Source organism: Sphingomonas sp. MJ1 (PH-R8) (assembly GCF_048058635.1).
Lineage (GTDB): Bacteria > Pseudomonadota > Alphaproteobacteria > Sphingomonadales > Sphingomonadaceae > Sphingomonas.
The window spans coordinates 81,871-106,615 of record NZ_JBBEFX010000009.1 but is presented as its reverse complement, the minus strand read 5'-3'; the positions used below and the strand labels follow the sequence as shown (position 1 = coordinate 106,615).

General features: G+C 64.0%; 25 protein-coding genes and 1 pseudogene. 11 read left to right on the top strand and 15 right to left on the bottom strand.

The window, feature by feature from the left end; all coding sequences use genetic code 11:
• Nucleotides 1-8: 8 nt before the first annotated feature.
• The 8 genes from VPH46_RS09735 to VPH46_RS09700 are packed head-to-tail and all read right to left on the bottom strand — an operon-like array spanning nucleotide 9 to nucleotide 6,784.
• Nucleotides 9-125 (bottom strand): DUF2474 domain-containing protein, encoded by a 117-nt coding sequence (locus VPH46_RS09735; protein ID WP_416610813.1) that lies wholly within the window; start codon nucleotides 123-125, stop codon nucleotides 9-11.
• A complete protein-coding gene (cydB, locus tag VPH46_RS09730) occupies nucleotides 125-1,132 on the bottom strand; it encodes a cytochrome d ubiquinol oxidase subunit II (RefSeq protein ID WP_416610812.1) in 1,008 nt (335 codons plus the stop codon). Before cydB ends, VPH46_RS09735 begins: the two co-directional genes overlap by 1 nt.
• A 5-nt stretch (nucleotides 1,133-1,137) precedes the next feature.
• Nucleotides 1,138-2,544 (bottom strand): cytochrome ubiquinol oxidase subunit I, encoded by a 1,407-nt coding sequence (locus VPH46_RS09725; RefSeq protein ID WP_416610811.1) that lies wholly within the window; start codon nucleotides 2,542-2,544, stop codon nucleotides 1,138-1,140.
• A gap of 9 nt (nucleotides 2,545-2,553) precedes the next feature.
• A complete protein-coding gene (locus VPH46_RS09720) occupies nucleotides 2,554-3,333 on the bottom strand; it encodes a sulfite exporter TauE/SafE family protein (protein ID WP_416610809.1) in 780 nt (259 codons plus the stop codon).
• Complete coding sequence (locus VPH46_RS09715) at nucleotides 3,330-4,988, bottom strand: TIGR01244 family sulfur transferase (RefSeq protein WP_416610807.1); 1,659 nt, start codon at nucleotides 4,986-4,988, stop codon at nucleotides 3,330-3,332. The genes VPH46_RS09720 and VPH46_RS09715 overlap by 4 nt, the downstream gene beginning before the upstream one ends.
• Nucleotides 4,966-5,436: a DUF6691 family protein gene (locus VPH46_RS09710; RefSeq protein ID WP_416610805.1), complete on the bottom strand. Its 471-nt coding sequence runs from the start codon at nucleotides 5,434-5,436 to the stop codon at nucleotides 4,966-4,968. Before VPH46_RS09710 ends, VPH46_RS09715 begins: the two co-directional genes overlap by 23 nt.
• Nucleotides 5,424-5,810, bottom strand: a complete 387-nt coding sequence (locus VPH46_RS09705; protein WP_416610803.1) for a YeeE/YedE family protein — start codon at nucleotides 5,808-5,810, stop codon at nucleotides 5,424-5,426. The genes VPH46_RS09710 and VPH46_RS09705 overlap by 13 nt, the downstream gene beginning before the upstream one ends.
• Nucleotides 5,811-5,860: 50 nt before the next feature.
• A complete protein-coding gene (locus VPH46_RS09700; RefSeq protein ID WP_416610801.1) occupies nucleotides 5,861-6,784 on the bottom strand; it encodes an MBL fold metallo-hydrolase in 924 nt (307 codons plus the stop codon).
• Nucleotides 6,785-6,866: 82 nt separating this feature from the next.
• Between VPH46_RS09700 and VPH46_RS09695 the strand changes: the two genes are divergently transcribed.
• From VPH46_RS09695 to VPH46_RS09685, 3 genes are read left to right on the top strand one after another with little or no spacing between them, the layout of a single operon-like run.
• Entirely contained in the window at nucleotides 6,867-7,487 is a 621-nt protein-coding gene (locus tag VPH46_RS09695) for a peroxiredoxin (RefSeq protein WP_416610799.1), read from the top strand.
• A complete protein-coding gene (locus VPH46_RS09690; RefSeq protein ID WP_416610797.1) occupies nucleotides 7,484-7,870 on the top strand; it encodes an ArsR/SmtB family transcription factor in 387 nt (128 codons plus the stop codon). Before VPH46_RS09695 ends, VPH46_RS09690 begins: the two co-directional genes overlap by 4 nt.
• 18 nt (nucleotides 7,871-7,888) lie before the next feature.
• Nucleotides 7,889-8,431, top strand: a complete 543-nt coding sequence (locus VPH46_RS09685; RefSeq protein WP_416610795.1) for a DsrE family protein — start codon at nucleotides 7,889-7,891, stop codon at nucleotides 8,429-8,431.
• Nucleotides 8,432-8,845: 414 nt separating this feature from the next.
• On the opposite strand, the gene VPH46_RS09680 is transcribed toward VPH46_RS09685, so the two are convergent.
• The 3 genes from VPH46_RS09680 to VPH46_RS09670 form a co-directional block, all read right to left on the bottom strand.
• Nucleotides 8,846-10,585 carry a diguanylate cyclase gene (locus tag VPH46_RS09680; protein WP_416610793.1) on the bottom strand — a complete coding sequence of 580 codons (1,740 nt, stop codon included), beginning with the start codon at nucleotides 10,583-10,585 and terminating at the stop codon, nucleotides 8,846-8,848.
• A 282-nt stretch (nucleotides 10,586-10,867) separates the two neighbouring features.
• On the bottom strand, nucleotides 10,868-11,158 hold the full coding sequence (locus VPH46_RS09675; RefSeq protein ID WP_416610847.1) for a diguanylate cyclase: 291 nt from the start codon (nucleotides 11,156-11,158) through the stop codon (nucleotides 10,868-10,870).
• 174 nt (nucleotides 11,159-11,332) lie between these two features.
• The gene (locus VPH46_RS09670) at nucleotides 11,333-11,929 is read right to left on the bottom strand and encodes a TetR/AcrR family transcriptional regulator (protein ID WP_416610791.1); all 597 of its coding nucleotides are present in this window, start codon (nucleotides 11,927-11,929) and stop codon (nucleotides 11,333-11,335) included.
• Nucleotides 11,930-12,456: 527 nt separating this feature from the next.
• Between VPH46_RS09670 and VPH46_RS09665 the strand changes: the two genes are divergently transcribed.
• The 3 genes from VPH46_RS09665 to VPH46_RS09655 all read left to right on the top strand — a co-directional run bounded on the left by VPH46_RS09665 (nucleotide 12,457) and on the right by VPH46_RS09655 (nucleotide 16,033).
• The gene (locus VPH46_RS09665; protein ID WP_416610790.1) at nucleotides 12,457-13,221 is read left to right on the top strand and encodes a MipA/OmpV family protein; all 765 of its coding nucleotides are present in this window, start codon (nucleotides 12,457-12,459) and stop codon (nucleotides 13,219-13,221) included.
• A 205-nt stretch (nucleotides 13,222-13,426) separates the two neighbouring features.
• Nucleotides 13,427-15,043, top strand: a complete 1,617-nt coding sequence (locus VPH46_RS09660) for an ABC1 kinase family protein (RefSeq protein ID WP_416610788.1) — start codon at nucleotides 13,427-13,429, stop codon at nucleotides 15,041-15,043.
• Nucleotides 15,044-15,097: 54 nt separating this feature from the next.
• Nucleotides 15,098-16,033 (top strand): MlaD family protein, encoded by a 936-nt coding sequence (locus VPH46_RS09655; protein WP_416610786.1) that lies wholly within the window; start codon nucleotides 15,098-15,100, stop codon nucleotides 16,031-16,033.
• Nucleotides 16,034-16,374: 341 nt separating this feature from the next.
• Here VPH46_RS09655 and VPH46_RS09650 read toward each other — a convergent pair whose 3' ends face one another.
• Together VPH46_RS09650 and VPH46_RS09645 are read right to left on the bottom strand one after the other, a co-directional pair.
• The gene (locus VPH46_RS09650) at nucleotides 16,375-17,187 is read right to left on the bottom strand and encodes an SDR family NAD(P)-dependent oxidoreductase (RefSeq protein ID WP_416610784.1); all 813 of its coding nucleotides are present in this window, start codon (nucleotides 17,185-17,187) and stop codon (nucleotides 16,375-16,377) included.
• Nucleotides 17,184-17,591, bottom strand: a complete 408-nt coding sequence (locus VPH46_RS09645) for an aldo/keto reductase (RefSeq protein ID WP_416610782.1) — start codon at nucleotides 17,589-17,591, stop codon at nucleotides 17,184-17,186. The genes VPH46_RS09650 and VPH46_RS09645 overlap by 4 nt, the downstream gene beginning before the upstream one ends.
• On the opposite strand from VPH46_RS09645, the gene VPH46_RS09640 reads away from it, so the two are divergent.
• From VPH46_RS09640 to VPH46_RS09620, 5 genes and pseudogenes are all read left to right on the top strand, one after another.
• Nucleotides 17,567-18,757 carry an MFS transporter gene (locus VPH46_RS09640; RefSeq protein ID WP_416610780.1) on the top strand — a complete coding sequence of 397 codons (1,191 nt, stop codon included), beginning with the start codon at nucleotides 17,567-17,569 and terminating at the stop codon, nucleotides 18,755-18,757. The two genes, VPH46_RS09645 and VPH46_RS09640, sit on opposite strands and share 25 nt — an antisense overlap.
• A 7-nt stretch (nucleotides 18,758-18,764) precedes the next feature.
• A complete protein-coding gene (locus VPH46_RS09635) occupies nucleotides 18,765-19,931 on the top strand; it encodes an HlyD family secretion protein (protein WP_416610778.1) in 1,167 nt (388 codons plus the stop codon).
• Nucleotides 19,928-21,337: an efflux transporter outer membrane subunit gene (locus VPH46_RS09630; RefSeq protein WP_416610776.1), complete on the top strand. Its 1,410-nt coding sequence runs from the start codon at nucleotides 19,928-19,930 to the stop codon at nucleotides 21,335-21,337. Before VPH46_RS09635 ends, VPH46_RS09630 begins: the two co-directional genes overlap by 4 nt.
• Nucleotides 21,338-21,423: 86 nt before the next feature.
• Complete coding sequence (locus tag VPH46_RS09625; protein WP_416610774.1) at nucleotides 21,424-21,624, top strand: hypothetical protein; 201 nt, start codon at nucleotides 21,424-21,426, stop codon at nucleotides 21,622-21,624.
• Nucleotides 21,625-21,738: 114 nt separating this feature from the next.
• Nucleotides 21,739-22,467, top strand: a pseudogene (locus VPH46_RS09620) (methyl-accepting chemotaxis protein); the annotation flags it as partial.
• A gap of 65 nt (nucleotides 22,468-22,532) precedes the next feature.
• On the opposite strand, the gene VPH46_RS09615 reads toward VPH46_RS09620, so the two are convergent.
• Together VPH46_RS09615 and VPH46_RS09610 are read right to left on the bottom strand one after the other, a co-directional pair.
• Entirely contained in the window at nucleotides 22,533-23,417 is an 885-nt protein-coding gene (locus VPH46_RS09615) for a MipA/OmpV family protein (protein ID WP_416610772.1), read from the bottom strand.
• Nucleotides 23,418-24,113: 696 nt separating this feature from the next.
• Entirely contained in the window at nucleotides 24,114-24,629 is a 516-nt protein-coding gene (locus VPH46_RS09610; RefSeq protein ID WP_416610770.1) for a ferritin-like domain-containing protein, read from the bottom strand.
• Nucleotides 24,630-24,745 lie beyond the last annotated feature (116 nt).

The window sequence follows — 24,745 nt, the reverse complement described above, 5'->3', positions numbered from 1 at the left end:
GCTGCCCATCAGGGTTTGAGCCACCAGCGGAGCGCGCCCGCGACGACACCAAGCGCGGTGACGCTGGCGGCCCAGATCAGCACCAACCAGCCGAGCCGCTTCCATAAGGGGGCGGAGTCCCTCATCAGTGATACCCGTGCGTTCCGACCTTCCCGCGGAAGACCCAATAGGCCCAGGCGGTGTAGGCCAGGATGATCGGCATGATGACGGCCGTGCCGACGAGCATGAAGATCTGGCTCTTCTCGGGTGCGGCCGCGTCCCAGATCGTAAGGCTGTCAGGCACGATATAGGGGAACAGGCTGATCCCGAGTCCGGCAAAACCAAGCGCAAAAAGCAGGAGTGACAGCAGGAAGGGAGCGAGGGTCGCACCACCACGTAACAGCTTGAAGAAGAAGAAGGAGACGATCGCCGTCACCAACGGCACCTGCGCAGTCGCCAGCACACCGGGCATGTCGAACCACCGCTTCCAATATTCGAACTGAAGGAAAGGTGTCGCAGCGCTCACGGCCGCCATGGCGATCAGTGTTCCGATGCCGGCGAAGAGAGCCAGACGACGCGCGTGCGCTTCGGCCGTTCCCTCAACCTTCCAGACCAGCCATGTCGCGCCGAGCAGCGCGTAGCCGACGACGACGCCGGCGCCGGTCAGCAGGGAAAAGGGGCTAAGCCAGTCGAGCCAGCCCCCGGCATAAGCCTGGTTTTCGACGCGAACGCCCTGCAGAATCGCACCAAGGATGACCCCCTGCGCGAATGCAGCGAGAAAAGAGCCCAAGCTGAACGCCGCGTCCCAGACGGGGCGATGGCGAGGGTCACGCCAGCGAAACTCGAACGCGACTCCGCGAAAGACCAACCCGAGCAGCATGGCGATGATGAGCGGATAGGTTGCCGTCAGGATCACGCCATAAGCGAGGGGAAAGGCCGCGAAGAGGCCGCCGCCGCCCAGGACCAGCCAGGTTTCGTTGCCGTCCCACACCGGTGCGATCGAGTTCATCGCCTGATCGCGCTCCTCCCCGACCTTGAAGGACGGGAACAGGATGCCGATGCCGAGATCGAACCCGTCCATTACGACATACATGAAGACCGCGAAGGCGATGATGAACGCCCAGACGGTGGTGAGATCGAAGTTGATAGCCATTGCGCTCAGTCCTTCGCGCCCACGCCGAGCGCGGGGGCCGGAGTGATACCGGCTGTGCGGACCGGCGTTGCGTCAGGCTCGGGTTCTTGCGGCCGAGCTGCGTGCCGCATCAGATGCAGGATGTACCAGGTCCCAGCGCCAAACACGGCGAAATAGACCAGTACGAAGGCGACCAGCGAGGCGGCGACGGCGGGCGCCGCAAGCGGCGAATGGGACTGCGCGGTCAGGAGATGTCCATAGACCGTGTAGGGCTGCCTGCCGACCTCGGTGGTGATCCAGCCCGCAATGACCGCGATGAAGCCGGTCGGCCCCATGACGATTGCAGCCCTGTGCAGCCAAGGCCACTCGTAGAGCTTGCCGCGCAAGCGCGCGAGGAGACTCCACAAACCGAGCCCCAGCATGGCGAAGCCTAGCCCGACCATGACCCGAAACGACCAGAATACCACCACGACCGGCGGCTCGCGATCATCGGGTATCGTGTCGAGCCCGGCGAGCGGTGCATCAGGGTTATGCTTGAGGATCAGCGAGGAGGCTTTCGGGATCTCGACCGCATAGTCGATCCGCTTCTTGTCAGGGTTCGGAATGCCGAACAGGATCAGCGGGGCGCCATCAGGGTGGCTCTCGTAATGGCCCTCCATCGCCATCACCTTGGCGGGCTGATGCTCCAGCGTGTTGAGGCCCTGCATGTCTCCCGCGAAGATCTGAATCGGCGCGACGATGGCCGCCATCCACATCGCCATTGAGAACATCTTGCGGGCATGAACGTCGGTGCGGTCGCGGAGGAGGTGCCAAGCGCCCACCCCGCCGACGACCAGCGACGTCGTCAGGTAAGCGGCGATGACCGTGTGGACGAGGCGATAGGGAAAGCTCGGGTTGAAGATGATCTCCAGCCACGACCCCGATGGAAGGAAGCGGCCGGCAGCGTCGATCGTGAAACCGGTCGGCGTTTGCATCCAGCTGTTGACGCTGAGGATCCAGAACGCCGAGATGAAGGTGCCGAGCGCCACCATGCACGTCGCGGCGAAATGCAGACCGCGCCCGACCTTCTGCATGCCGAACAGCATCACTCCCAGAAAGCCGGCCTCAAGGAAGAAGGCGGTCAGGACCTCATATGCCATCAGCGGGCCGACGACTGGCCCGGCGCGGGTCGAGAAAACCGACCAGTTGGTTCCGAACTGGTAGGACATCACGATGCCGGACACGACGCCCATGGCGAAGGCGACCGCGAAGATCTTCACCCAGTAGCGGAACAGGTTGATGTAGATGTCGCGTCCGGTTTTCAGCCACAACCCCTCCAGCACAGCCAGATAGCTCGCGAGCCCGATCGAGAATGCCGGAAAGATGAAATGGAAGCTGACGGTGAAGCCAAACTGGATCCGCGCGAGTAGCACCGGGTCGAGATTTTCTAACATGGCCAGTCCTCACAGCGCCTGTGCGCTCTTCCAGAGCATGTAGGCGGCGACCACGAAGATCAGGAAGGCAAAAACCGTGGTGAGCTTGCCACCCGTACCCAGCCGCTTTGCGATCCGCGTGCCGACAAGGCCGCCGATGACGCCACCTCCGATGAATACGAACGCGAGCGGCCAATCGACCAATCCGGAGAAGGCATAATTGGCTGCCGTCGTCAGGCCAAAGGCGGTCACGGCGATCAGTGAGGTGCCGACCGCATTGAGGATCGGCATGCCGGTCGATCCGATCAGCCCCGGCACGATCAGGAAGCCGCCACCAATCCCGAAAAACCCCGAGAAGAGTCCAGTGCCAAGGCCATAGCCCAGCACCTTGGGTGCCTTCTCGCGATTACACTCTGCGCCGGGATTGCCGACGTTTTTGCGTCCTTTGAGCATCACGACACCGACGACGATCATCACGAGGGCGAATAGGAAGAGAAGTTTGGCCCCGTCTACCGCCTTTCCCGCTGTCGATCCGAGCAGGGCTCCAACGATCCCTGCGGTTGCGTACATACCGCCGCACCGCCATTTGACCGTATGGGCCTTCGCATGACCGATCAGTCCGGTTGCGGCGTTCGCAGCGACGGCAAAGGCGCTTGTGCCGATCGCCAGGTGAGCGTCCGGCACCTTTACGAGATAGACCATGAGCGGGACGGCGAGGATCGACCCGCCCCCGCCGACCAGTCCAAGGGTGAAGCCGACCAGCACGCCCGACAAGGCGCCGAGCAGATATTGGATCGGCTCGAGGATCATGCCGGTTCACCGATCCTATGGGGAGCGGCCATCCACTCACGCCCCTTCAACATGCCCTGCCAGTAGATCGGCGGTAGCATCCGCTCCTTCAGGAACCAGGCGGCTTTGCTCGGACGTGTGCCATCGAGCAGCCAGGGCGGGAAGCTCGGCAGCAGCTTGCCGCCGTAGCCGAACTCGGCGAGCACGATCTTGCCCCGCTCGACGGTCAGCGGGCACGAGCCATAGCCGTCGTAATCGGCGACCGGCGGCTTGCCGTCGAGCGCCGCCAGAACGTTGACCGCAACCACGGGAGCCTGCTTGCGAGCGGCCGCAGCCGTCTTGGCATTGCTGGTGCCGGCCGCGTCGCCCAAACCGAAGACATTCTCATAGCGCTTGTGGCGCAACGTCGCCTCGTCGACTTCGACGAAGCCGGTGGCAGCGGCGAGCGAGCTTTTGGCCACCACATCATGCGACACCTGCGGCGGCACAACGTGGAGCATATCGAACTCGCGCTCGATCCGCTCGGCCGCGCCATCCTTTTTGCGCTCGAAAGTTGCGACTTTCCGATCGCCATCGACGGCAACCAGGTTGGACTCGAGCCGCAGGTCGATCCCGTACTTCTGAACATACTCCATCAGAGCGGGAACGTAGGTCGCGACCCCGAACAGGACGGCACCCGCATTGTGGAACTCGACATCGATCGCCGGCAGCACACCCGCCTCGCGCCAGATATCGCACGACAGGTACATGGCCTTCTGCGGCGCGCCCGCGCACTTGATGGGCATGGGCGGCTGCGAGAACAGCGCCCGTCCCTTCTTCAGCCCCTCGACGAGTTGGTAGGTGTAAGGTGCCAGGTCGTAGCGATAGTTCGACGTTACGCCATTGCGTCCAAGCGCCTGTGTCAGACCTTCGATCTTTTCCCAAGCGAGCCGCAGGCCGGGCGCGACGACGAGGACGCGGTAGGTGAGCGTGCGACCGTCCTCGAGTTCGACTGCGTTGCGGTCTGGATCGAAGCCAACTGCGGGCATGCGCATCCACTCGACGCCGCTGGGCATGACCTCGGCTTCGTCCTTGCGGGTCTGCTCCGGTGTGAAGACGCCTGCCCCCACCAACGTCCAGCCGGGTTGATAATAATGGTCCTTGGCCGGGTCGACGATCGCGATCGTCACCTTGGAGTTGCGCTTGAGGATGCTGGAAGCGGTGGCGATGCCGGCCGCGCCGCCCCCAACGATAACGACGTCGTAGGTCATGGTACGTGCTTTTCTGCGACGCTGAAGCGCAGGCTCGAGTGCGGCGATGTCGTGGGCCGCGGAGGCTTTCCAGATGAGTGCGGTGGGGTCCGCGCGGTCGGCGTTGGCGAGCGCCCACAACGTGGTCGAGCGTGCGCCGCTGCGGCAAAACCCGAGGACCGGCCCGGGCAATGTGTCGAGCGCCCGCCGCATCTCGTCGGCATCCGCATCCGTCGCTTTTCCGGACTCGATCGGGATATGCGCGAACGCCAGGCCGTGCCGCTCGGCTTCGGCCCGGATCGTGGCAGCCGTTGGCTGCCCTGCTTCCTCCCCGTCGGGGCGGTTGGAGATGATCGCGCGATAACCCTCCCGTGCCGCGCGTGCGACATCGCCGAGGGTGAGCTGTGGCGAGACGGCGAAGCCGTCATCGAGCTGCTTGAAGGCCATGTCGCTCTCCTTGCTTCTTGGTTCGTGATGCCGGCAGCAGGCGAAACAGGCCGAAGCCGACCGCCATGCCGAGGCAGAAGATGAGTGCCGGTCCGGGCCGGATCGCCAGTGCGGCAACGGCCGGGCCAGGACACAGGCCGGCCAGGCCCCAGCCAATGCCGAACAGCGCCGCACCCCCTATCAGACGTGCGTCGATCGGCGTCGTCGCCGGCAAATGGAACTCGCTTGCCACGATGGGGCGTGAGCGGCGCCGCACGACTGCCCAAGCCAAGACCATCGGGATCAGCGCGCCGCCCATCACGAAGGCGAGCGTCGGGTCCCAGGCCCCGCCCACGTCGAGGAAATCTCGCACACGCGCTGGATCGACCATGCCGGAGACGGCAAGCCCGGCTCCGAACAGGATGCCACTTGCCAGCGAGACAACCACCTGCCGCGTCATGACGGCCATCCCGCGATCCGCAGCAGCGTGACGGTCGCGATGCCCGTCGCCATGAAGGTGGCCGTAGCGGCTATCGATCGAGGAGAGAGCCGCGCCATTCCCACGACCCCGTGTCCACTCGTGCAACCTGAACCGAGCCGCGTGCCGAAGCCGACGATCACGCCGGCGAGGGCAAGCAGAGGAAGCGACGACGGGACGTGCACCTCGACAGGACCGAGCAGAGCAATCAGTCCTGCGCCGATCGGCAAGCCGAACACGAAAGCGAGCGCGACAGCGCGTGGCGCTCCCTCGGCCGACAAGCCGACCGCTCTGGCGAACAGGCCGCTACATCCGGCGACCCGACCGTTTCCAAGCAGCATCAATGCCGCAGCCAGGCCGATCATCAGGCCACCTGCGAGGCCTTGAACCGGCATCGCTTGAGGGAACCAAGAGCTCACAGCGCATCCAGCGGTATGCGCAGATAGCGTTTGCCGTTCGCCTCCGGCTCCGGAAGCCGTCCGGCGCGCATGTTGACCTGAATGGCCGGAAGCATCAGCCGCGGCGTACCTAGCGTAGCGTCACGGGCAGTCCGCATGGCCGCAAAGGCATCTTCGTCCACGCCGTCACGGACATGGACATTGCCGGTCCGCTGCGCCTCGATCGTGGTTTCCCAGACGAACGTATCGCGACCCGGGGCCTTGTAGTCGTGGCACAGGAAAACCCGTGTTTCGCCGGGTAGCCGCAGCAGGCGGCGGATCGATCGATACAGCTCCCGTACGTCACCGCCCGGGAAATCGGCCCTGGCCGTGCCGTAGTCCGGCATGAACAGCGTGTCGCCGACAAAGGCGGCATCACCAATGATGAAGGCGACATCCGCTGGCGTATGACCCGGAACATGAAGCACGCTGGCGTCGAGGTCGCCGATGCTGAAACGGTCGCCATCATCGAAGAGCCGATCGAAATCGGAGCCATCACGGGCGAACTCTGTGCCCGAGTTGAACATCTTCCCGAAGACGTCCTGCACGCGAGTGATCGCGCGGCCGATTGCGAGCTGCCCGCCGAGTTCGCGCTGAAGGAAGGGCGCCGCCGACAGGTGATCGGCATGAACGTGTGTTTCCAGCAGCCACTCGACCGTCAGATTCTGCGCCCGGACGTGCGCAATGATCGCCTCTGCCGGAGCCGTGTCGGTGCGGCCCGCGGCCGGATCGTAGTGAAGCACGCTGTCGATGATCGCCGCCCGACCTGTCTGCGGGTCGGCGACGACGTAGCTCACGCTGTTGGTCGGTTCATCGAAGAAGGACGCGACGCTTGGGATCGCACCGGTCGAGCGCGCTGACCCGATCTGTAACGCGGCAGCTTGCAGGTTCTGATCGATCACACATACGACTCCATAACTTCACAATTAAGATATGTATGTAATCATCTTGCGTCAACCGGGCCGGCCTGCCATGTTTGCGAGCATGGATGAGACCGACACTCCCTCACGCCCACTGCGCATCGGCGACCCTGCGCCCAACTTTTCGGCGCGCACGACAAAAGGGGATGTGAGCCTCGATCAGTATCGCGGCCGCTGGCTGCTCTTCTTCTCGCACCCGGCGGACTTCACGCCGGTTTGCACAAGCGAGTTCATTGCGCTTGCCGAAGCGGCACCGCTCTTCGAGGAGATCGACTGTGCGTTGCTCGGTCTTTCGGTGGACAGCCTCTACAGCCACGTCGCCTGGATGCGTGCGATCCGGGAACTATCGGGGGTCGAGGTGCCCTTCCCCGTCGTCGAAGATCCGTCGATGGCGATCGGCCATGCCTATGGAATGCTCGATGCGAGCGCGACCGACTCCTCAGCCGTCCGCGCCACCTACTTTATCGATCCCGAAGGCGTGATCCGGGCAACCACCTGGTATCCGATGAACGTCGGGCGTTCGGTCGATGAAATGCTGCGCACTGTGAAAGCACTTCAGCGCGTCGCGGACGGCAAGGTGCTGACGCCTGCGGGTTGGCAACCGGGCGACGACATTCTGCTGCCGCCCGAATTGCCGACAGATGGTGCGGCTGACTGGTTTCACCGGTTAAGGCCGGACACATGAGCGAAATCCTCGACCGTGGTCAGGCGGATGCAATGGTCGAGCGTCTGCGCGCGATTGCACAGCCGCAGCGGCTCATGGTGCTTGCCGCGCTACTCGATGGGGAACACGCCGTCGGTGAGATCGAGGCAGCGACGGGTATCGGGCAGCCTGCGCTCAGTCAGCAGCTTGCCGAGTTGCGCCGAGCCGGTTTGGTGACGACCAGGCGAGAGGCCCGGCTGATCTACTACAGCATGGCCGATGAGGATGCAGAAGAGCGTGTCCGTGCGCTGTTCGCAGCATTTGGCGCCGCGCGTCCTGTGAAGCGCCCGTCACGCACGGATACCCCGCCTCGGCGGAGGGTCGGCAGTCCTTCCGGCGCTGCCGTATTCGCGCGCATCGGTTGATTTCAGGAGTGATGCTCGATGTTCAGGTCGCTGGTTATTGCCGCGCTGGCAGTGGGAGTCTTGGGGAGTGCGGCCATGGCCGCTGATGCCCGCCATCCGGCGGTTCAGGCGTTCGGTGCGATTACGCCTATGCCGGATGCCAAGGAGCGACCCGACCGGTCGCTCCGCTACCGGGTTCTTTTCAACATCACCAAGGCAGCGCCCGCGGCCGATCAGCTGAACCCGAGTTTGGAGAAGGTCGCACGGTTCATCAATCTGCTGGGTGCTGACGGCGTCCGCCCCAAGCCCGGCGACGTGGTCGTCATCATCCACGGACCTGCAACGCCCCTCGTCCTCTCTGACAGCCGATATGCCGATCGGAACAAGGTAGCCGGCAATCCGAACCTTACCCTGGTCGCGGCGCTGCGTGCCGCGGGCGTGTCAGTGCGAGTATGTAGCCAAGCTCTAGTAAGCAACCGGATCGATCCGGCCGACGTTGCCGGCGGCATCGAGGTGGACGTGTCCGCGCTAACGACACTGGCCACCCTTCAGCTTCGCGGATGGGCGCTAATTCCCGACTGAGACACGCAGTCAGCCCCCGTTTCGCGATCGACTGCAGGATAGTTGAGGGCGCTTAGATGAGGTGAAGCTCGCCAAGCCAGGGCGATGTTTATCTGCCATCCCGCAGACAAGGCCGAGTGGAGCCGGGGGAGCCTGCACTCGTCGCAGTCCGCCCCTGGGACATTCACGGTGCAGCGGCCGCGGGAGGGGAAGACGCTACCTGACTTACTCGACATCTCGCGGCTCTGTAGCAGCGGCTCGGGTGGGTTAGCCGCGTTCTCTGAAGGCAATTCTTGCGGGCCAGCTAATCGCCGAGATGAACAAACGGCAGCTTCCCGGAGAGCGGCGAACCGCACCTGAATGCCTGAAATTGGGTCGGTAACGGGCTGGGTGGCGTGCGATCGAATCTAGGTGACCACGTACAATTGGCCGCCATTAAACGGCAATGGCCAACCGGTCGCGGCCTTCGTCTTTGGCACGATAGAGGGCCATATCTGCCGCCTTGATGACGTCGTCGAGTGTAAGACCCTCGTTGATCTGAGTGAGGCCGGCACTGACTGTGACATGTAGCACGTGCTTATCTCCGAACGAAAAGCGTTCCGTCCCGAACTCGCGGCGCACCCGGTCGCATACCCGGTGCGCCTGTTCGATGTCGGCTCCGATCAGCAGGGCGGCGAACTCCTCGCCCCCTAGCCGCGCGACCACGTCGCTGGCGCGCACCGCCAATTTCAGCGCGTTTGAGAAGCTTTGAATGACGACGTCGCCCGCGTCGTGGCCAAAGCCATCATTGACCCGCTTGAAATGGTCGAGATCGAATACCGCGAGGCAAACGGGCGTTCCCTGCCCGATCGCGGCGGACACCGACTTCTCGAATGCCGCCAGCAGCGATCGCCGGTTCGCCAATCCCGTAAGCGGGTCCGTGTCGGCCGCGCGTGTCAAATCCAGCTCTCGCGCCTTACGGCTCGAAACCTCGCGGATGATGTTGACGGTTCCTGTGACACGCCCTTCTTCATCCACGATTGCGCGACCATGGGTTTCAAACCAGCCCAGATCGCCCGAGGCACGTGGCGCCCGAAACTCCACCATGAAGGTCTGGTCGGGGTTGGCCACCGCCTGGGCGTGCTTATCCGCGACGCGACCGACGTCTTCTGTAAAGACGATCTCGAGGGCCTTGCGGCCCAGCCACTCCCGCGGATCATAGCCGCCGATCGTGCGCAGCGATGGCGAAGCATATTCGATGGTACCGTCGAGCTTCACGGCCAGGATGATGTCGCCGGTTCGATCCGCGATCACCTTGTAGAGCGCGGAGCTCTGCTGAAGTCGGTTATAGAGCTTTTTGCGCCGCTTCAACTCGGCGGCGGCCGGCAATGCCATTAGCATTGCAACGACCAGGTAGAACTGGAAGAACTGAACCTTCAGCCCCGCGCCGCCACGGATCAGGTTGATCGGCCCTTCGCCGCCCAAAGTCAGTGCCGTTCCGACAATGGTCAACAATAGGAGCGAGGCTGTCGCCCCCAGGCGGCCCAGCCTGAACACGGCCAGCATCATCGGCGCGAAGGGCAGGAAGAGAAGCGGTAAGCGCTCCTGAGCGAACACGCCTGCGGAGATCGCCACCACCCCCAGAAGAAGGCACCCGGCCTCGAGCCACTCGGCCCGCCGCGCCTGTTTCGCCCAGCCAGAGACATCGCCATTCAGCGCTAGGTTGAGAAACGGCACGACGGTTAGGGTGCCGAGCGCATGTCCGGCAAACCAGCCCATCCAGTTCGGCCAGTACGGCACCCCTGCGAGATTGTGGGCGACAACGGCTGCCGGGAAGGCGGTCACCGCAGGCAGTATGACACCGGCGACGAGAGTAAGGGTGCCGATTTCGGCGAGCGAGGAAAGGTGGCCTGCCATGGGCCTGACTCGCCGCATTAGCACTGCACAACCAAGAGCTTCTACGATGTTGATGATCCCCAGCGGCAGCGCCGCCGCAGGTCCGAGACCGAAGAACCACGTAGCGATGACACCGCCGAAACCGCAGGCCAAGCACCGGGCAAGCCACGAGGGTTCGGGCCTGTATCGCAGGTCCGCAAACAGAATAGCATTGGCAATCCAGATCAACGCGATGCCGCCTTCGAAGCGGGCGTAGCGCACTGCGAGGCATGCCGCGAGGAAGTAGGTCGTGCCGAGCACCGCCGCGCGCATCACCTCCCGCGCAGGATTGGAAAAGATGATTGCGGACCAGGACACCCGTGAACAGTACGGGTGAAATGGTTAATGGACCGACCCCATTCGCCCTTCGGCGCACAGTATTCCGCCGCGCTGAGGCTCGAACCGGATACGGGTTTGGCTGTAGGCTGTTCGGACCTTCCGTGTGTCGTCCGTACTGTCCCTGGCTCCGAGTGCCAACGGCCTGTCAACCAGGCTAGCCAATGCTAGGCATCAAAGCGCGTGAGGAGCAGGGAAGTCCTTATGTCAGCCAGTGACATAGTCACGCTCGAGGCTGAACGAACGGCAAATTTCAGGCGACACGTTTCGACGGTCGGATGGCCGAGAGCCGGCACTGACTGTGACATGTAGCACGTGTTTATCTCCGAACGAAAAGCGTTCCGTCCCGAACTCGCGGCGCACCCGGTCGCATGCCCGGTGCGCCTGTTCGATGTCGGCTCCGATCAGCAGGGCGGCGAACTCCTCGCTCCCTAGCCGCGCGACCACGTCGCTGGCGCGCACCGCCAATTTGAGCGCGTTTGAGAAGCTTTGAATGATGACGTCGCCGCGTCGTGGCCAAAGCCATCATTGACCCGCTTGAAATGGTCGAGATCGATACCGCGAGGCAAACGGGCGTTCGCTGCCCGATCGCGGCGGCACCGACCTTCGCGGATGACATACTTGCGGCTTTTTTTGGGGGGGCTGTAGCCGTTCGGGGCCACCGTTTGGAGTTCAGAGCGGCGGGGCCGGACCACCCAAGGCTCGCATCAAAAGGCATGCCGTCTTGTTGCTTATCTGATCTACATCGCCCGCCGACCCGATCAACGTGCGATGACCAAGACCAAAGAAGCACGCCATCATGATCTCGACATAGGCCTCCAGCTCACCTGCCGTTGCCTCGGGTAGGGTGAGCGCAACCAGACCGTGAACGCCACTGCGGTAGCATTCAACAAGCGCCGTCAGTCGCTCTGCGACGCGCGGGTTGCGGCAGGCCTCCGCAAGAATTTCGAACGAAAGACCGCCGCCGCTCCTGATGATCGAGATGCTTGCAATGGCCCCGATTGCTTCGAATACCGATTTCTTGCCCTGCTCGGCCGCGCCGAAGACCCCACCCATCTCGGCGATGCGGGCTCGCGTAATCTCCTCGACAAGGGCGATGATGACGTCATCCTTGTTCTCGAACAATCGATAGATCTGGCCGATGCTGACCGCTGCTTCGGTAGCGAGTTCGGCTGTCGTCGTCGCGTGAAATCCCTTTGCGGCGAACAGCTTGCGCGCTGCCTCGATGATCCTCTGCCGCGGGGCGTCTTGTCGTACCTGGTGGTCCATATGTCGAATCTCCCAGGTTGCGCCTTGTTCTTAAGCTCACCTTGATGCAATGCTTCGAGCGGAATGAGCGCTCACTCCGCAGGTAGGAACCCGATTTGGAAAACCACAGCCAGTCGCGAAATGTCTACACGGTCTCGCGAGATTCCTTTGCGCCGGTCGGAGTACCGCCTTCATCACTTTTCCAACACACCCAGGCTCTTGCCAGCCCTCCGCGATTGGCGGCAAAGTTCCTTCGGAGCCCGCCTCCGCTATGGGCTTCGCCTGCCATTTGATGTCTACCCCTCCGGTGGACCAGGTCGGAGTGCCAGGGAACCGATCGTGCATCTGCGCCAGGAGATCGGCTCGACCAGTATATCCTGCACCGAATCAACGTCTCGATCGGGCGGCGGAGCAAGGCACCGGCGGCGATCGCCCCGATGCCGCACGCCCAAATTCGATGGCGGCCGGAGCGAAGAATTCAGCGGGTCATGTTGGGCACGCTGCGGCACCCAAGCGTCCTATTTCGGACTGATGCGAGTATTCTGTGTATGACTTCATTCAAGGGCATTGCTCACCCGACACGGTCGGCTTTGCTGTTGGCCGCCCTGGCACTTCCAGGAGCGGCCAGCGCCCAGTCACGTGACCATGTAACGCTCGGCGCCGGAGCCGGCGTCGTGCCCGATTATCAGGGTTCCGATGACTATCGTTTTCTCCCGGTGCCGGTGATCGACGCTCAGTTCGGGCAGTTCTTCGTCAGCCTGCGGAATGGCATCGGTGTCAACATCATCGAGACCGGGCCCCTCACGGCGGGAGCCAGCGTGGCGCTGGTAGGCGGCTACAGACGGCGAGACGTCCCCGACGGTGTCCAGCGCGTCTCGACGACTGCCGGCGGCCGGCTCTTCGCAAACCTCAGGTTCGACCAGCTCTCTTTCACCGTCGGCGCCACTAAGGCCGTGGCCGGGGGCACCCGGGGCGTGGTGGCGGATGCCAGCGTTTCTTACGCCCTTGCCCTTTCGGACCGGATGACAGTCATCCCCACGGTCGGCACGAGCTGGGCGAACGGCAAGCATATGAACCGCTATTTCGGGATCGACGCGGGCGAAGCCATCGCCTCGGGCCTGCCTTTCTATCGTGCCGGAAGCGGCTTCAAGGACGTATCGGGGCTCATCACCGCCCGCTACCGCCTCGATACACATTGGAGCCTTGGCGCGACCGGCGGAGTCACCCGACTGCTCAGCGACGCTGCGGACAGCCCATTGAACAAGCGTCGTTGGCAGCCGAGCGGCTTTATGTCCGTCGCTTATACCTTCTGAGTGGGGTGCAGAGTACCCGCCGCGCTGAGATCGAAGCGGCCATTCGGTGGAAATCTCGGTTGTCAATCAAGCCACCAGACACTTGGAGCGACAGAAGAACCCGGATTGCCATGCTGCGCAGGGTCCGGCCAATGACTAGATATGGTGGCGCTCTGTGGATTGCGCGCTGGTTGGCGGCGGGATCGGCCCGCGCGGAGAGAGAACGATGACGCGGTCGGATAAGGCGGGGCGTGGCGCGGAGAACGCACTGCGCGAGCACAACCGTCTCGCGCAGGTGGTCGCTCTCTTCGGGAAGCACGGTCTCAGGGCGGTAGCTGCTCGGTTCGGTTTCACCGAAGGCCAGAAGGCGCCACTCGGCAGCGCGCGCCCTGAGGCGGTTGTTGGACTTCTCCGCGATATCGGTCCGGTAGCGATCAAATTCGGTCAGATCCTGGCCATGCGAAGCGATCTGCTGGATCCCGAATGGATCGAAGCGCTCACTACGCTTCAGGATCGCGTTCCAGCACTTCCGTTCGAAATCGTGCGGCCGATGATCGAGGAGGCCATTGGCGGCTCGATCGAGTCCTGCTTCGCCCGCTTCGACGAGGAGGCGCTAGCCGCCGCCTCCATTGCGCAGGTCCACGCGGCGACGTTGCTCGACGGCCGTGAGGTGATCGTAAAAGTTCGGCGGCCAGGGATTGAGCGGATCGTCGATGTTGACCTACGACTCTTGCGGCGGCTCGCCCGAATGGCTGAGCGAAGCGTTCCGGAAATCAGGCGATTGAAGCCTGACGAGATGCTTCGCCATTTCGCCGAAAATCTTGACCATGAGATGGACCTGAGCGCCGAGGCACGAAACAGCGAGGCGATCGGCGCCTTTCTGGCCGGTCTGGGCGTCCGGACCGCGAAGTTCGAATGGGAGCTAACCGGCCGCCGCGTCAATGTGCAGGAGCGATTATACGGATCACCCGCCTCCGCCCTGGATCACGCGCGCGAGCGCGGGATCGACCTGCAGGGAATGGCGAACACCTACTCCCAAGCGGTTCTGCGGATGATCATCATGAATGGTCAATTCCACGCCGACCCGCACCCGGGCAACGTGTTTTTCCTCGCCAACAATCGCCTCGGATTCATCGATTTCGGCTCGGTCGGGACCTTGTTGCCCAAGCGGCGCGACGAACTAGTCCGGCTCGGTCTTGCGATTGCGACCGAGGACGTCGCAGGCGTCGCCGACGTCTTGATGCTCTGGGCCGGCGACCCCGAGGTGGATCGCGACCGGCTGGAACTAGCTCTCGCTGCGCTCATCGACCGCTTCCGCGACATCGTACTCGGCCAGATCGACTTGTCCGAGGTATTTCAGCGGGTGTTTGCCCTTCTCCGCGAATTCCAACTTGCACTTCCGCCTGACCTCGCGCTCGTTCTCCGCACACTGCTTACCGCCGAAGGATTCGTACGACGAATCGACCCATCGTACGATATCGCCTCTCAGCTTGCCCCCCTTGCCAAGGAGTTGCTTCGTGAGCGGATCAGCCCGGCACGGCTACGGGCCGAGGGCGGCAAGTTGTTCGGGGCTCTAGGGCGCGCCACGCTATCGGCCCCCGCCATGATTAGTCAGCTCGAGAAGCTGGCCCGGACCGGGACCATTCCCGTCAGCATCGCTGGTTCTGACCTCGACAAACTGATGCGTGGATCAAGGCCCCGAAATGGAAGTGATTACCAGGTTTACCCTGCCGCCCTCGCGATATGCGCCGCAGTTACTTACTCAACTGAGCCCACTCTCTCTCTCGTGCTCGCGCTGATCTCCGCCGGGTCGCTAGCGGTCGGGCGGTTATGGAGCCGGTGATGGCAGAGAAACAAAGACGGCATGCGACGGCGCAGGTGCGAAGAAGATAGCTCAATGGAGACAAAATCGAACTGGCTGGCAGTGGGCGTCGTCGTGACGCTGCTCGTCTCCACACTGCTTCTTGTCGTCATTTGGTTCTATCAGGCCCAAAATGCAAATGGACCAACATATGAGATCCGTTTCAAGCAGTCGGTTTCTGGTCTGGAGAAGGGTGCTGCTGTCAAGGTGCAGGGGGTGCCCATCGGCCGGGTCACGGAGGTTAGGCTGAACCCGAGTGATCCCGCATCTGCGATCACCCGCCTTGCGATCACGGAGCCCGTACCCATCCTCGAGGGAACCCGAGCATCGATCGAGAGATCACTGCTCGATGGTTCAGCGACACTTAGCCTTGACCTCGGGCGCGGAAAACATCCGCTCTTGGCGGTTCCGGGGGAACCGCTACCCGTCATCCCGGAGAAGAGCAGTTCTCTCCTGGGAGGCGGCTCCGATCCGGCGGCACTCATCGCGCGTATCTCGACGAGTGCCGACGCAGTCTCCGAACGGTTAGACGCGGACGGGCTGAGCGAAATCGAGAAGGATCTGACCAGAACCGCGAGGGAGTCCAACGCTTGGCAAAGCAACGCCGGCCGTGTGGCGGGTCAGCTAACCCGTTCCGACAAGATAGCCGCATTAGGCCGCACGATCGAGCGGGCGGGTAACGAAGCGACCAGATTGCGCCGCAGCATGGAAGTTTCGCGTGGCGCTTTGGGGACCCGCTTAAGGTGGCAACTAAAGAGGGCCGACGAAAGCGCGTCGGCAATCGGCGAGGCGCTCGAGCGGCGCCGCCCAGCAATACGTCGGCTCGACGATGAACAGAGAGAGCTTCAGCAGACGTTCAAATCGCTGCGCAATCCCATCCGGAGAGTCGGCGAGGCGGCAGAACGACTCTCAACTGACGGCATCCAATCCAGAGGTCTTCCAGACTACCATCCGACACGAGAGAAACCTTGATGAGCGGTACCTCCGCCGTACGGCTCAGACCGGCGTGGGTTCATGAGCAAGGCTTGCGCGTGTATGGCGAGCTGGAATCGCGCCTGGCGCCTCTTGTCTGGCGTCAGCTCATCGCAATAGGTAAGCCTCCCACGCGTCGTCAGCCGCGAACCTGTTACGGAACTCAGAATGTGTGCGGTCTCTGGCCAAGCCGGAAGCGTTTGCCCATCTCGAGGCGACATCCGCGGAGACCGTTGAAGAGATGCTTTGCTGGGCGGCCTGCGAACGAGTTCGGCGGCTTTCTCGTCAGGTGATATGGGCCAGGACAGCTGCTCACCAAACGTTGTCGACTTCGGCACCTGTCAGGCAGCGCTCCATCCGGCGTCGTCCATTGCGGCGGCCGCGGCGTCCGCCTCTGAACCCTCTCCCTTCCAGCGAGAGGCATCGAGCCGCCCTCCCGTCACCCCGGACGATGCTTCGGAGGCAAGCCAGAGAAGGGGCGGCACGACGATTGTCGGATTGAGCAGCTTGGCATGGCCATCCTGGGGAAACCCGTCCGGGATCATCCCCGTCGCCGTCGCGCCGCCCGGGGACAAAGCGTTCACCGTAACGCCGGTGCCTTCGAGGTCCTGCGCCCAAATGATGGTTTCGGACTCCAGCGCGGCCTTGGAGGGCCCGTAGGGCGAGAAGCCGCGCCGACGCATCGTGGCATGGTTCATGGTGATATTGACAATTCTCCCGTAACCGGCGGCGATCATCCCCGGTACGGCCGCCCGCGCCATCAGGAACGGCCCGTTCACGTTCGTGTCGATCACCATGCGCCAGACGTCCGGGTCGGTTTCCCAGAACCGAGTGGGTTCCGTCAGGAAACGCTCGCTGACGTACTTCATTCCCCGCCCGGCGTTGTTTACGAGTATGTCGAGCCGACCGAACCGGTCGTGCGCCATTGCGACAACACGGGCGCAGTCTTCGTCGCGTGCGACATCGGCGATCATCGGGACGATGCCGCCGTCTAGGCTTTCGGCTGCGATCGTCTCAACTTCAGCTGCTTCGCGAGCGGCGGTCGCGATCACGCGCGCGCCCGCCGCCGCGAGGCCAAGCGCCATTGCTCGGCCGAGCCCTCGCCCGCCGCCTGTGACGATTGCGACTTGGCCGTCAAGCCTTCCGGCGCTCACCGGTTCAGCGCCTGCATCTGCGGCGCGGCATAACGGGTCCCGGCCGCGGCACCCGGCGGCAAAATCGCGTCGATCCGCGCGCGGTCCTCGGCTGTGATCCGCACGTCGAGCGCCCGCACATTTTCCTCCAGCCGAGAGCGCTTTTTCGTCCCCGGGATCGGAACGATGTCCTCTCCCTGCGCCAGCAACCAGGCCAGCGCGAGTTGGGCTGGCGTGCAGCCCTTCTCCCGCGCCATCGTCCCGATCTCCTGCACCAGATCGAGGTTCTTCTGGAAGTTTTCGCCTTGAAAGCGCGGCGCATTGCGACGGTAGTCGTCCTCCGCGAGGTCATCGATGCTTCGAATCTGCCCGGTGAGGAAGCCGCGTCCCCAAACATCTGATGGGCAACTCGATCGTCGTCGCATTCGGCCTGACCCAGCTGCCCCTGCCGATCGCTTGGCTGCTGTCGCCCGCGCTGCTCGATCTCGGCGATTGGCAGACGCTTTACCTGTTCGAGTTCGCGCTTGCCGTGTGCACCCTGGCGGCAGTGGTGTCGCTCAAGCTGCCGCCGGGCATCCGGATCAAGGTGATCGAGCGGACCGACTTTCTCACCTTCGCACTGGTCGCTCCCGCCTTTGGGCTGATCGCGGGGGTGCTGGCGCAGGGGCGGCTGCAATGGTGGAGCGAGCAGCCCTGGATGGCCGGGGCGCTGATCGCCGCCATGGCGCTGCTCATGATCGCCTTTCACATTGAACACCACCGCGCCAATCCGCTGATCCAGACGCGCTGGATCGGGACGGCGGAGGTCGCGCGCTTCGTGATCGCTGCGCTGGCCTTCCGGCTGATCCTGTCGGAACAGAGTTTCGCGGCGGCCGGGCTGCTGCGCACATTGGGGATGGGGCCGGACCAGTTCGGGCTGTTCTACGTGGTCATCATCGCCGGCACGCTGGTGGGCATCGCCATTGGGGCGCTCACCTTCGGGCCCAAGACGATGATGCCGATGGCCATCGCCGCGGTCGTGCTGGTGCTGGCCGCCAGCCTGACGGACAGCGACGCGACCAGCGATACGCGGCCGAACACCATGATGGTCAGCCAGTTCATGGTCGCGATGGCGGGCGCGTTGGTGATGGCGCCGCTGATCCTGAACGGGGTGATGGGGGCGCTGAAACGCGGGCCGGACCACCTCGTCACCTTCGTGGTCCTGTTCACGATGACACAGAGCGCGGGCGGGCTGCTCGGTCCTGCGCTCTACGGCACGGTGCAGCAGTATCGGGAGCACGAATATTCCGGCCAGCTGACTGCCCACGTTGACCCGTCCAAGCCGGTGGTGGCGCAGCGGCTCGCGATCCAGCGTCAGATCTATGCGAGGCAGGTTACCGATCCGGTGTTGGCCGGGGCACAGGGCACTGCCCTGCTCCAGCAGGTGACGACGCGCGAAGCCAATGTTCGCGCCTATAACGACATCTTCCGGCTGAACGCCGCGATAGCCTTCGTCTTCCTGCTCTGGTGCCTCTGGCGTGGGGGCGCACAGATGCGTGCCGCGCGTAGCGCTCCGCCAGCTGCGACCGCAGCGGCCAGCTCCTCGATGTGAGATCGTCATGACCGATGCCGTTCAGACCCGCGACGCCGCGTCGCCTGCCGCCCTGTCCAATCAGGATCCGGCGACCGACGCCGGCGTGCCGGACGCACCCCCGCCGTCCAAGACGATCAAGGCCAGCGGGCGGACGATCGCGATCATGGCGGTTGTGTTCCTGGCCGGCGTGCTGCTGATCCTCTACGCTTGGCGGCTGTGGCCGTTCACTAGCCCGGTTGTCACAACCGAGAACGCCTATGTGCGCGGCCAGATCACGGCGATGGCGCCGCAGGTCGCGGGCTATGTCGTCGAGGCCGACGTCCGCGATTTCGCGCACGTCCGTCGCGGCCAGGTGCTGCTGCGTATCGACGATCGCATCTACCGCCAGCAACTCGATTCGGCACTGGCCCAATTGCAAATCGCCAAGGCCGAGCTCGCCAACTGGTCGCAGACCGTCGCCCAGAACCAAGCGACCTTGCGGACGCGGCAGGCCGATCTCGCGCAGGCAAGCGCTGAACGTGCGCGGGCGCAGGCAGATATCGCGCGGGTCAGCGAACTGGCCTCGCGCGGGTCCGTCAGCGTGCGCGAACGCGACCAAGTGCTCGCGACCGAGCGCGCCTCGGCGGCCTCGATCGAACGCGCGCAGGCCGCGATCGAGGGGCAGCGCCAGACCATTATCGCAACCCAGGTATCGCGCGAGTCTCTCGCCGGCCGCGTCGCGCAGGCGCAGGCGCAGGTCGATCTCGCCCGCATCAACCTTGCCAACACCGTGATCCGCGCACCGCGCGATGGGCAGATCAGCGAGGCTTCAGTGCGCGTCGGACAATATGTACAGGCCGGCTCGCAGCTGATGTTCCTGGTACCCGAGCAGCTGTGGGTCGCCGCCAATTACAAGGAGACGCAGACCGCCCGCATGCGGTTGGGTCAGCCCGCCAGCTTCACCGTCGATGCTCTTGACGGTGCACGGCTGACCGGCCACGTCGAGGAGCTGGCCCCCGCCACCGGGTCCGAGTTCAGCGTCCTGCGGCCTGACAATGCCAGCGGGAACTTCACTAAGGTCGTCCAGCGGATCACCGTGCGCATCCGCATCGATCCGGGGCAGCCGCTCGCCCTTCGCCTTCGTCCCGGTATGTCGGTCGTGGCGCAGGTGGATACGACAGGTGCGGCGTCCCCCGAGGATGCGGAACGATGACACTCGGACGTCTTGGAGCGGCGGCAGCGTTGGTCTTTGTTGCTGGCTGCGTGCCGGGCGATCGTCCGCCGCCATCTCGAGCGACCGTCGCGGCGCCGGTCGCCTGGCGGGAGCCGGTCCCGGGGAACAGCGTGCCAGTTACGGCAGACTGGTGGCGGCAGTTCGGCGATCCCGCGCTTGCGGCCGTCGTGGAGCTCGCGCTCGTAAACAATTCCGACGTGCTGATTGCGGCGGCCCGCATCGAGGAGGCAGAGGCGCAGGTGCGTCTGGCTGGTGCCGCGCGGCTGCCGACGCTGGCGGCAGGGGGAGGGGCGGCGTACGACCGCTCCCTGAGCGCGGCCACCGGGCGGCCGTCAGGGGTATTCGCCCTTCAGCCGCAGCTTTCGGCAAGCTGGACGCTGGACCTGTTCGGGCGACTGCGCGCGCTGACCGCCGCGGCCCGTGCTGCGTATGTCGCAACGGCGGCCGATCGGGATGCGGTGCGCCTGTCGGTCGCCGCCTCGACGGCGCAGGCCTATATCACCCTGCTGTCGATCGACGCGCAGCTCGCGGTGACGCGCCAGACGCTGACCTCGCGCACCGAGGCACGTCGGATCGCCGAAGACCGAGCAAACCTCGGCTACAGCTCACAGCTGGAACTCACACAGGCGCAGTCCGAATATGAGGCGGTGGCGCAGACTATCCCGCAGCTGGAACAGGCTCGTCAGTTGCAGGAGAACGGCCTCCGGTTGCTGACGGGTAATCTTCCCGCCGCGGTGCAGCGGGGCACGCTCGTCGCACTCGCCATGCCGCCTGTCCCCTCGTTGCTGCCATCAGAGCTCATGAGGCGCCGGCCCGACATCGCGGCGGCCGAAGCGCGGCTCGCCGCAGCCGACCGCATCATCGCCTCGCGACGGGCAGAGTTCCTGCCCGACGTCAGCCTGTCGGCATCGGGAGGAGCGCTGATTGTCGATCAGCTCAGCTACGATCCGGTTTCGATCTGGAGCCTGGGGGCGAGCATCCTTGCACCGCTGTTCCAGGGCGGACGACTGACTGCGCAGCTCGATCAAGCCAATGCGCAGCGCAATCAGGCCGCGTTCGGTTACCGAAATACCGTGTTGCGCGCCTTCGGCGAGGTGGAAAATGCGCTCACCAGCGAACGACGGCTGCGGGACCAGATCGCTCGCGCGGTTGCACGACGGACCGCCCTGCAACGGTCCTTGGTGTTCGCCAGTGATCGTTATCGGGGCGGCTATGCGTCCTATTTGGAACAACTTGATGCTCAGCGAAACCTGTTTTCGGTCGAGCTGAACGCCATCGGTGTACGCGAGCAACAGCTGAATGCAATGATCCAGCTGTGGGCGGCGCTCGGAGGCGGGTGGGACATCGCAGGAGTGGCAGCGACGACGACAGAGCCAAGCCCGTAGCTGACCTTGCCCTCCGAGCGGCAAGTGCCCGGGCATGCCTTACAAGGGAGAGTCAACGTGAAGCTATCAAAGTCGGCATCACCGGGATGCAGATCGACCGCAGCTGGGGCGCGTTTTTCGCCCGTACCGAGCGCGTGCCGCTGAGCGCGGGCCGGATCGCTGCGGAAATGGTGTCACCCTATCCGCTGGGGATCCCGCGCGTCCTTCCGGGGGAACGGATCACCCAAGCGCAAGTGAAATACCTGGAGATTTCGATGGCGCTCGGGACATCCCCCTCCGACCGGTGAGCGCAGGCTCCGCAACCGCAGACCCGGATCGGGAGCACGCCATCGGGCCGGTCGAGGTGGAAATACGCCACTGCGCTCACATCATCGCTCCGGTAGTAGTTGGTGTGCCCGTCCGTGGCCGCGGCGCGCACAGTGGAGCGCGCCGACCAGGCGATCGCGACAGTGGATGGCGGTCGCGCGGTCGCCGACCAGGCGGTGCAGGCGATGGGCCGCGTGTCCGACAGCGCCAAGGGCATCGACTCGGTGATCGAGGGCTTGGACAAGATCGCCTTTCAGACCCGGGTCTTGGCAATGAATGCCGCCGTCGAGGCGGGCCGCGCGGGCGATGCCGGCCGCGGCTTCGCGGTGGTGGCCGACCTCGTCTCCGCGCTTGCCATGCGCGCCGAGGAAGAAGCCAAACGCGCTCGCAGCCAGCTCACCGTCACCCAGACCGACATCGTCACCGCCGTGGAAGCGGTGCAGAAAGTGGACGGCGCGCTCGCCGACATCTCAGGGGACGTGGGCGAGGTGCACCAGCTGCTCGGCACAATGGCCACCGACAACCAGGCGCAGTCGTCCGCGATCACCGAGATCTCGGCCGCGATCGGCACCATGGACCAGTCCACTCAGCAGAACGCGGCGATGGTGGAGGAAACCTCGGCCGCTGCGCGCAATCTTTCGAGTGAGGTGGTCGCCCTCACCGAGCAGGCCGCCCGTTTCAAGGTCGGCGGGAGCGAGCGCTCCAGGCACGCGCCCCCAGGCAGGGCCAACCCGGCCTCGTTCGGCGGCCCCGTCCGGCCGCTCCCCGCTGCCGCCGTCTCAGCCCTGGTCCGACCCAACGGCGAGGACTGGAACAAGTTCTAGACCGCGCAGCTTTGGCCGACCTCAAAATCAGACCGATAAAAAACACGGCCATAATCGCAGGCAGATCAGAAGGTATAGGTAAGTCCGGCGGCGAACATCCACTGATCGGCCGCGCCGACATCACGTACGATCGGGCTGTCTTTGTAGCGGCCGAGCAGCCGCCCGTAGACCACGCCCGCACCTACGCCCAGGCCGCGGAGCAGGTTGCCGCTGAGGCTCTGAATCGCGAAAGCCGACAGGTTGAAACGCTTGAAGCCATTGTCGCTCGCATCATACACCCGCAGACCACTGGCGAGCGACTGTGCAGGCGTCACGCTGAAATAGGTACGACCATAGCCCTTGCCCACATAGTCGGCGGAGGCCCCAAATGACACCAACGTGCCCCGCGACAAGGGTGTCGCATAATTGATCTGCGGCGTGATTACATAACTGCCATAGGCATCCGCTACGTCGTGAACGAAGGCGACGCGGGCGGTGAGCGTGTCGAACTCGCTGGTGATCACCCCCTGTTTCGACACACCGACGAAGCCGCCAACCTCGATCGCGGTGTCGACTTTGCCCAATCGGGCCACCATCTGGCTACCCATATCGTTGCGATCGTAGTCGTCGGGCTTGCCAGTGCGCTCAAGGCGGGCCCCGGCGATCACCCCCAGTTCGACATGGACGCCGGGTCCCGGCGCGTCCGGGAGCAGGTCGACATAGAGCTGGGTGCCGCGGGTGAAGAAGCTATGTCCGGCCACTTCCCCGATCACGGCAGCGCCGGGAGTCCAACTGTTGCTGTCCGCGCCTTCATAGTCAGGCAGCGACGCCGCCCCAACCGCGATCGTGACCCGATCGCCGCTCGTGGTGGGCGGATCAGGCGGCGCCTGAGTTTGCGCAGCGGCAGGTGCCGAGAGCATCGCCCCCAGCGCAGCGGCGGCAACGGTGGAAAAAATACGTGTTGCAGGCAAGTGGATCTCCTCTGGAACGGCGGCGGTTATAGCGTGGACGTTTATACCGTCACGATGGCGTCAGAAAGAGGTAACCGCATCGGCACCTTGCTGCACTTGCGCGTGACCGCTCACAGCCGACTCGGCTGCCGCAAAGCAAGGCGACCCGAATGAACCAGGTCGGCTTCGTTCGATCACGCTGTTGTGGAAGAACGCTCGGCGCTTTCCTATCGCCGTCCATGCACGAGAAGCGGCCCAGTCCTAACGAGGCGGGGCATCGGCTTCGCGGCGATAGCGGAAGTTTTGACAGAGGTTAACGGACAGGGAGGGACGGGAAATGAATGTGGCGCGGAAGCGGCATTCGGGCGAGTTCAAGGCGCATCTATCCGATGGCGATGGTCTGAACTGCTTCATTCGGTAGCGCCGAGCTGATCGGCCCCTGCCCGACCGGAGGCTCTGACTGCGGAGATGGAGTGCAGGCAGGGAGGCACCGAGCTTCGCGGAACCCGAGGCAGCTAGACACCCTTGGCGCCTCGTTGTTTGGGGAGGTTTTCGCAATAGGTAAGCATTTCACGCGCCGTGCGTCGCCAACCTGTTGCGGAACTCAGAGTATCTACAACAAGACTGCGGTGGCTTTCGCCTAAACTGCGTACGCGGAAAAGCTGGTGCATAGGATGATGCGGTGTCGAACTGCGACACCGCACCCTGTTTAGCGGTTCAGGCGGTCTGCAACCCTGCGGCGCGGTTGACCCGTGCCTCGGCCAGTTGAGTCAACTTCTCGTCTGTCGCCTTTTCCTCGGCCAGATTTTCGTCGAGCACGGCGGCGCAATCGTTGCGGCCAAGCTCGCGGGCCCAAGCGATCAGCGTACCATATTGCGCAATCTCGTAATGCTCTACCATCTGAGCGCCGAACGCGAGCGCAGCATCCAAGACCTGCTTGTCGTCGATGTCCGCCGCAGTCGCGTTCGCTGCCTTGATGATACCGTCGATCGCGGGGCAAGTGGTCTCACCTGCTTCGACCCCGTGCTGCCGAAACACCTGCTCCAGACGCACACGCTGGTTTTCAGTCTCGCGCAAATGCTGCTCAAAGCCAGCTCGCAATTCCGGGTTAGTTGCCATCTCGATCATTTTGGGCAGCGTTTCGGCAATCTGCCGTTCGGCATAATAGATGGTCTTGAGGCCATGGACGAACAGATCGTCCAGCGTGTGGATGTCAGCACCAAAGAGGCTCATGTGGTTCTCCTGTGATCGTATCCGTGGCTGTCGAGCGCGACGGGAGCACGTCCGGCGGAGAGGTCAACGCGTAAAACACGGCGGTGTTGCGGTCACGGGGAGGTCCCCGAAGTTTG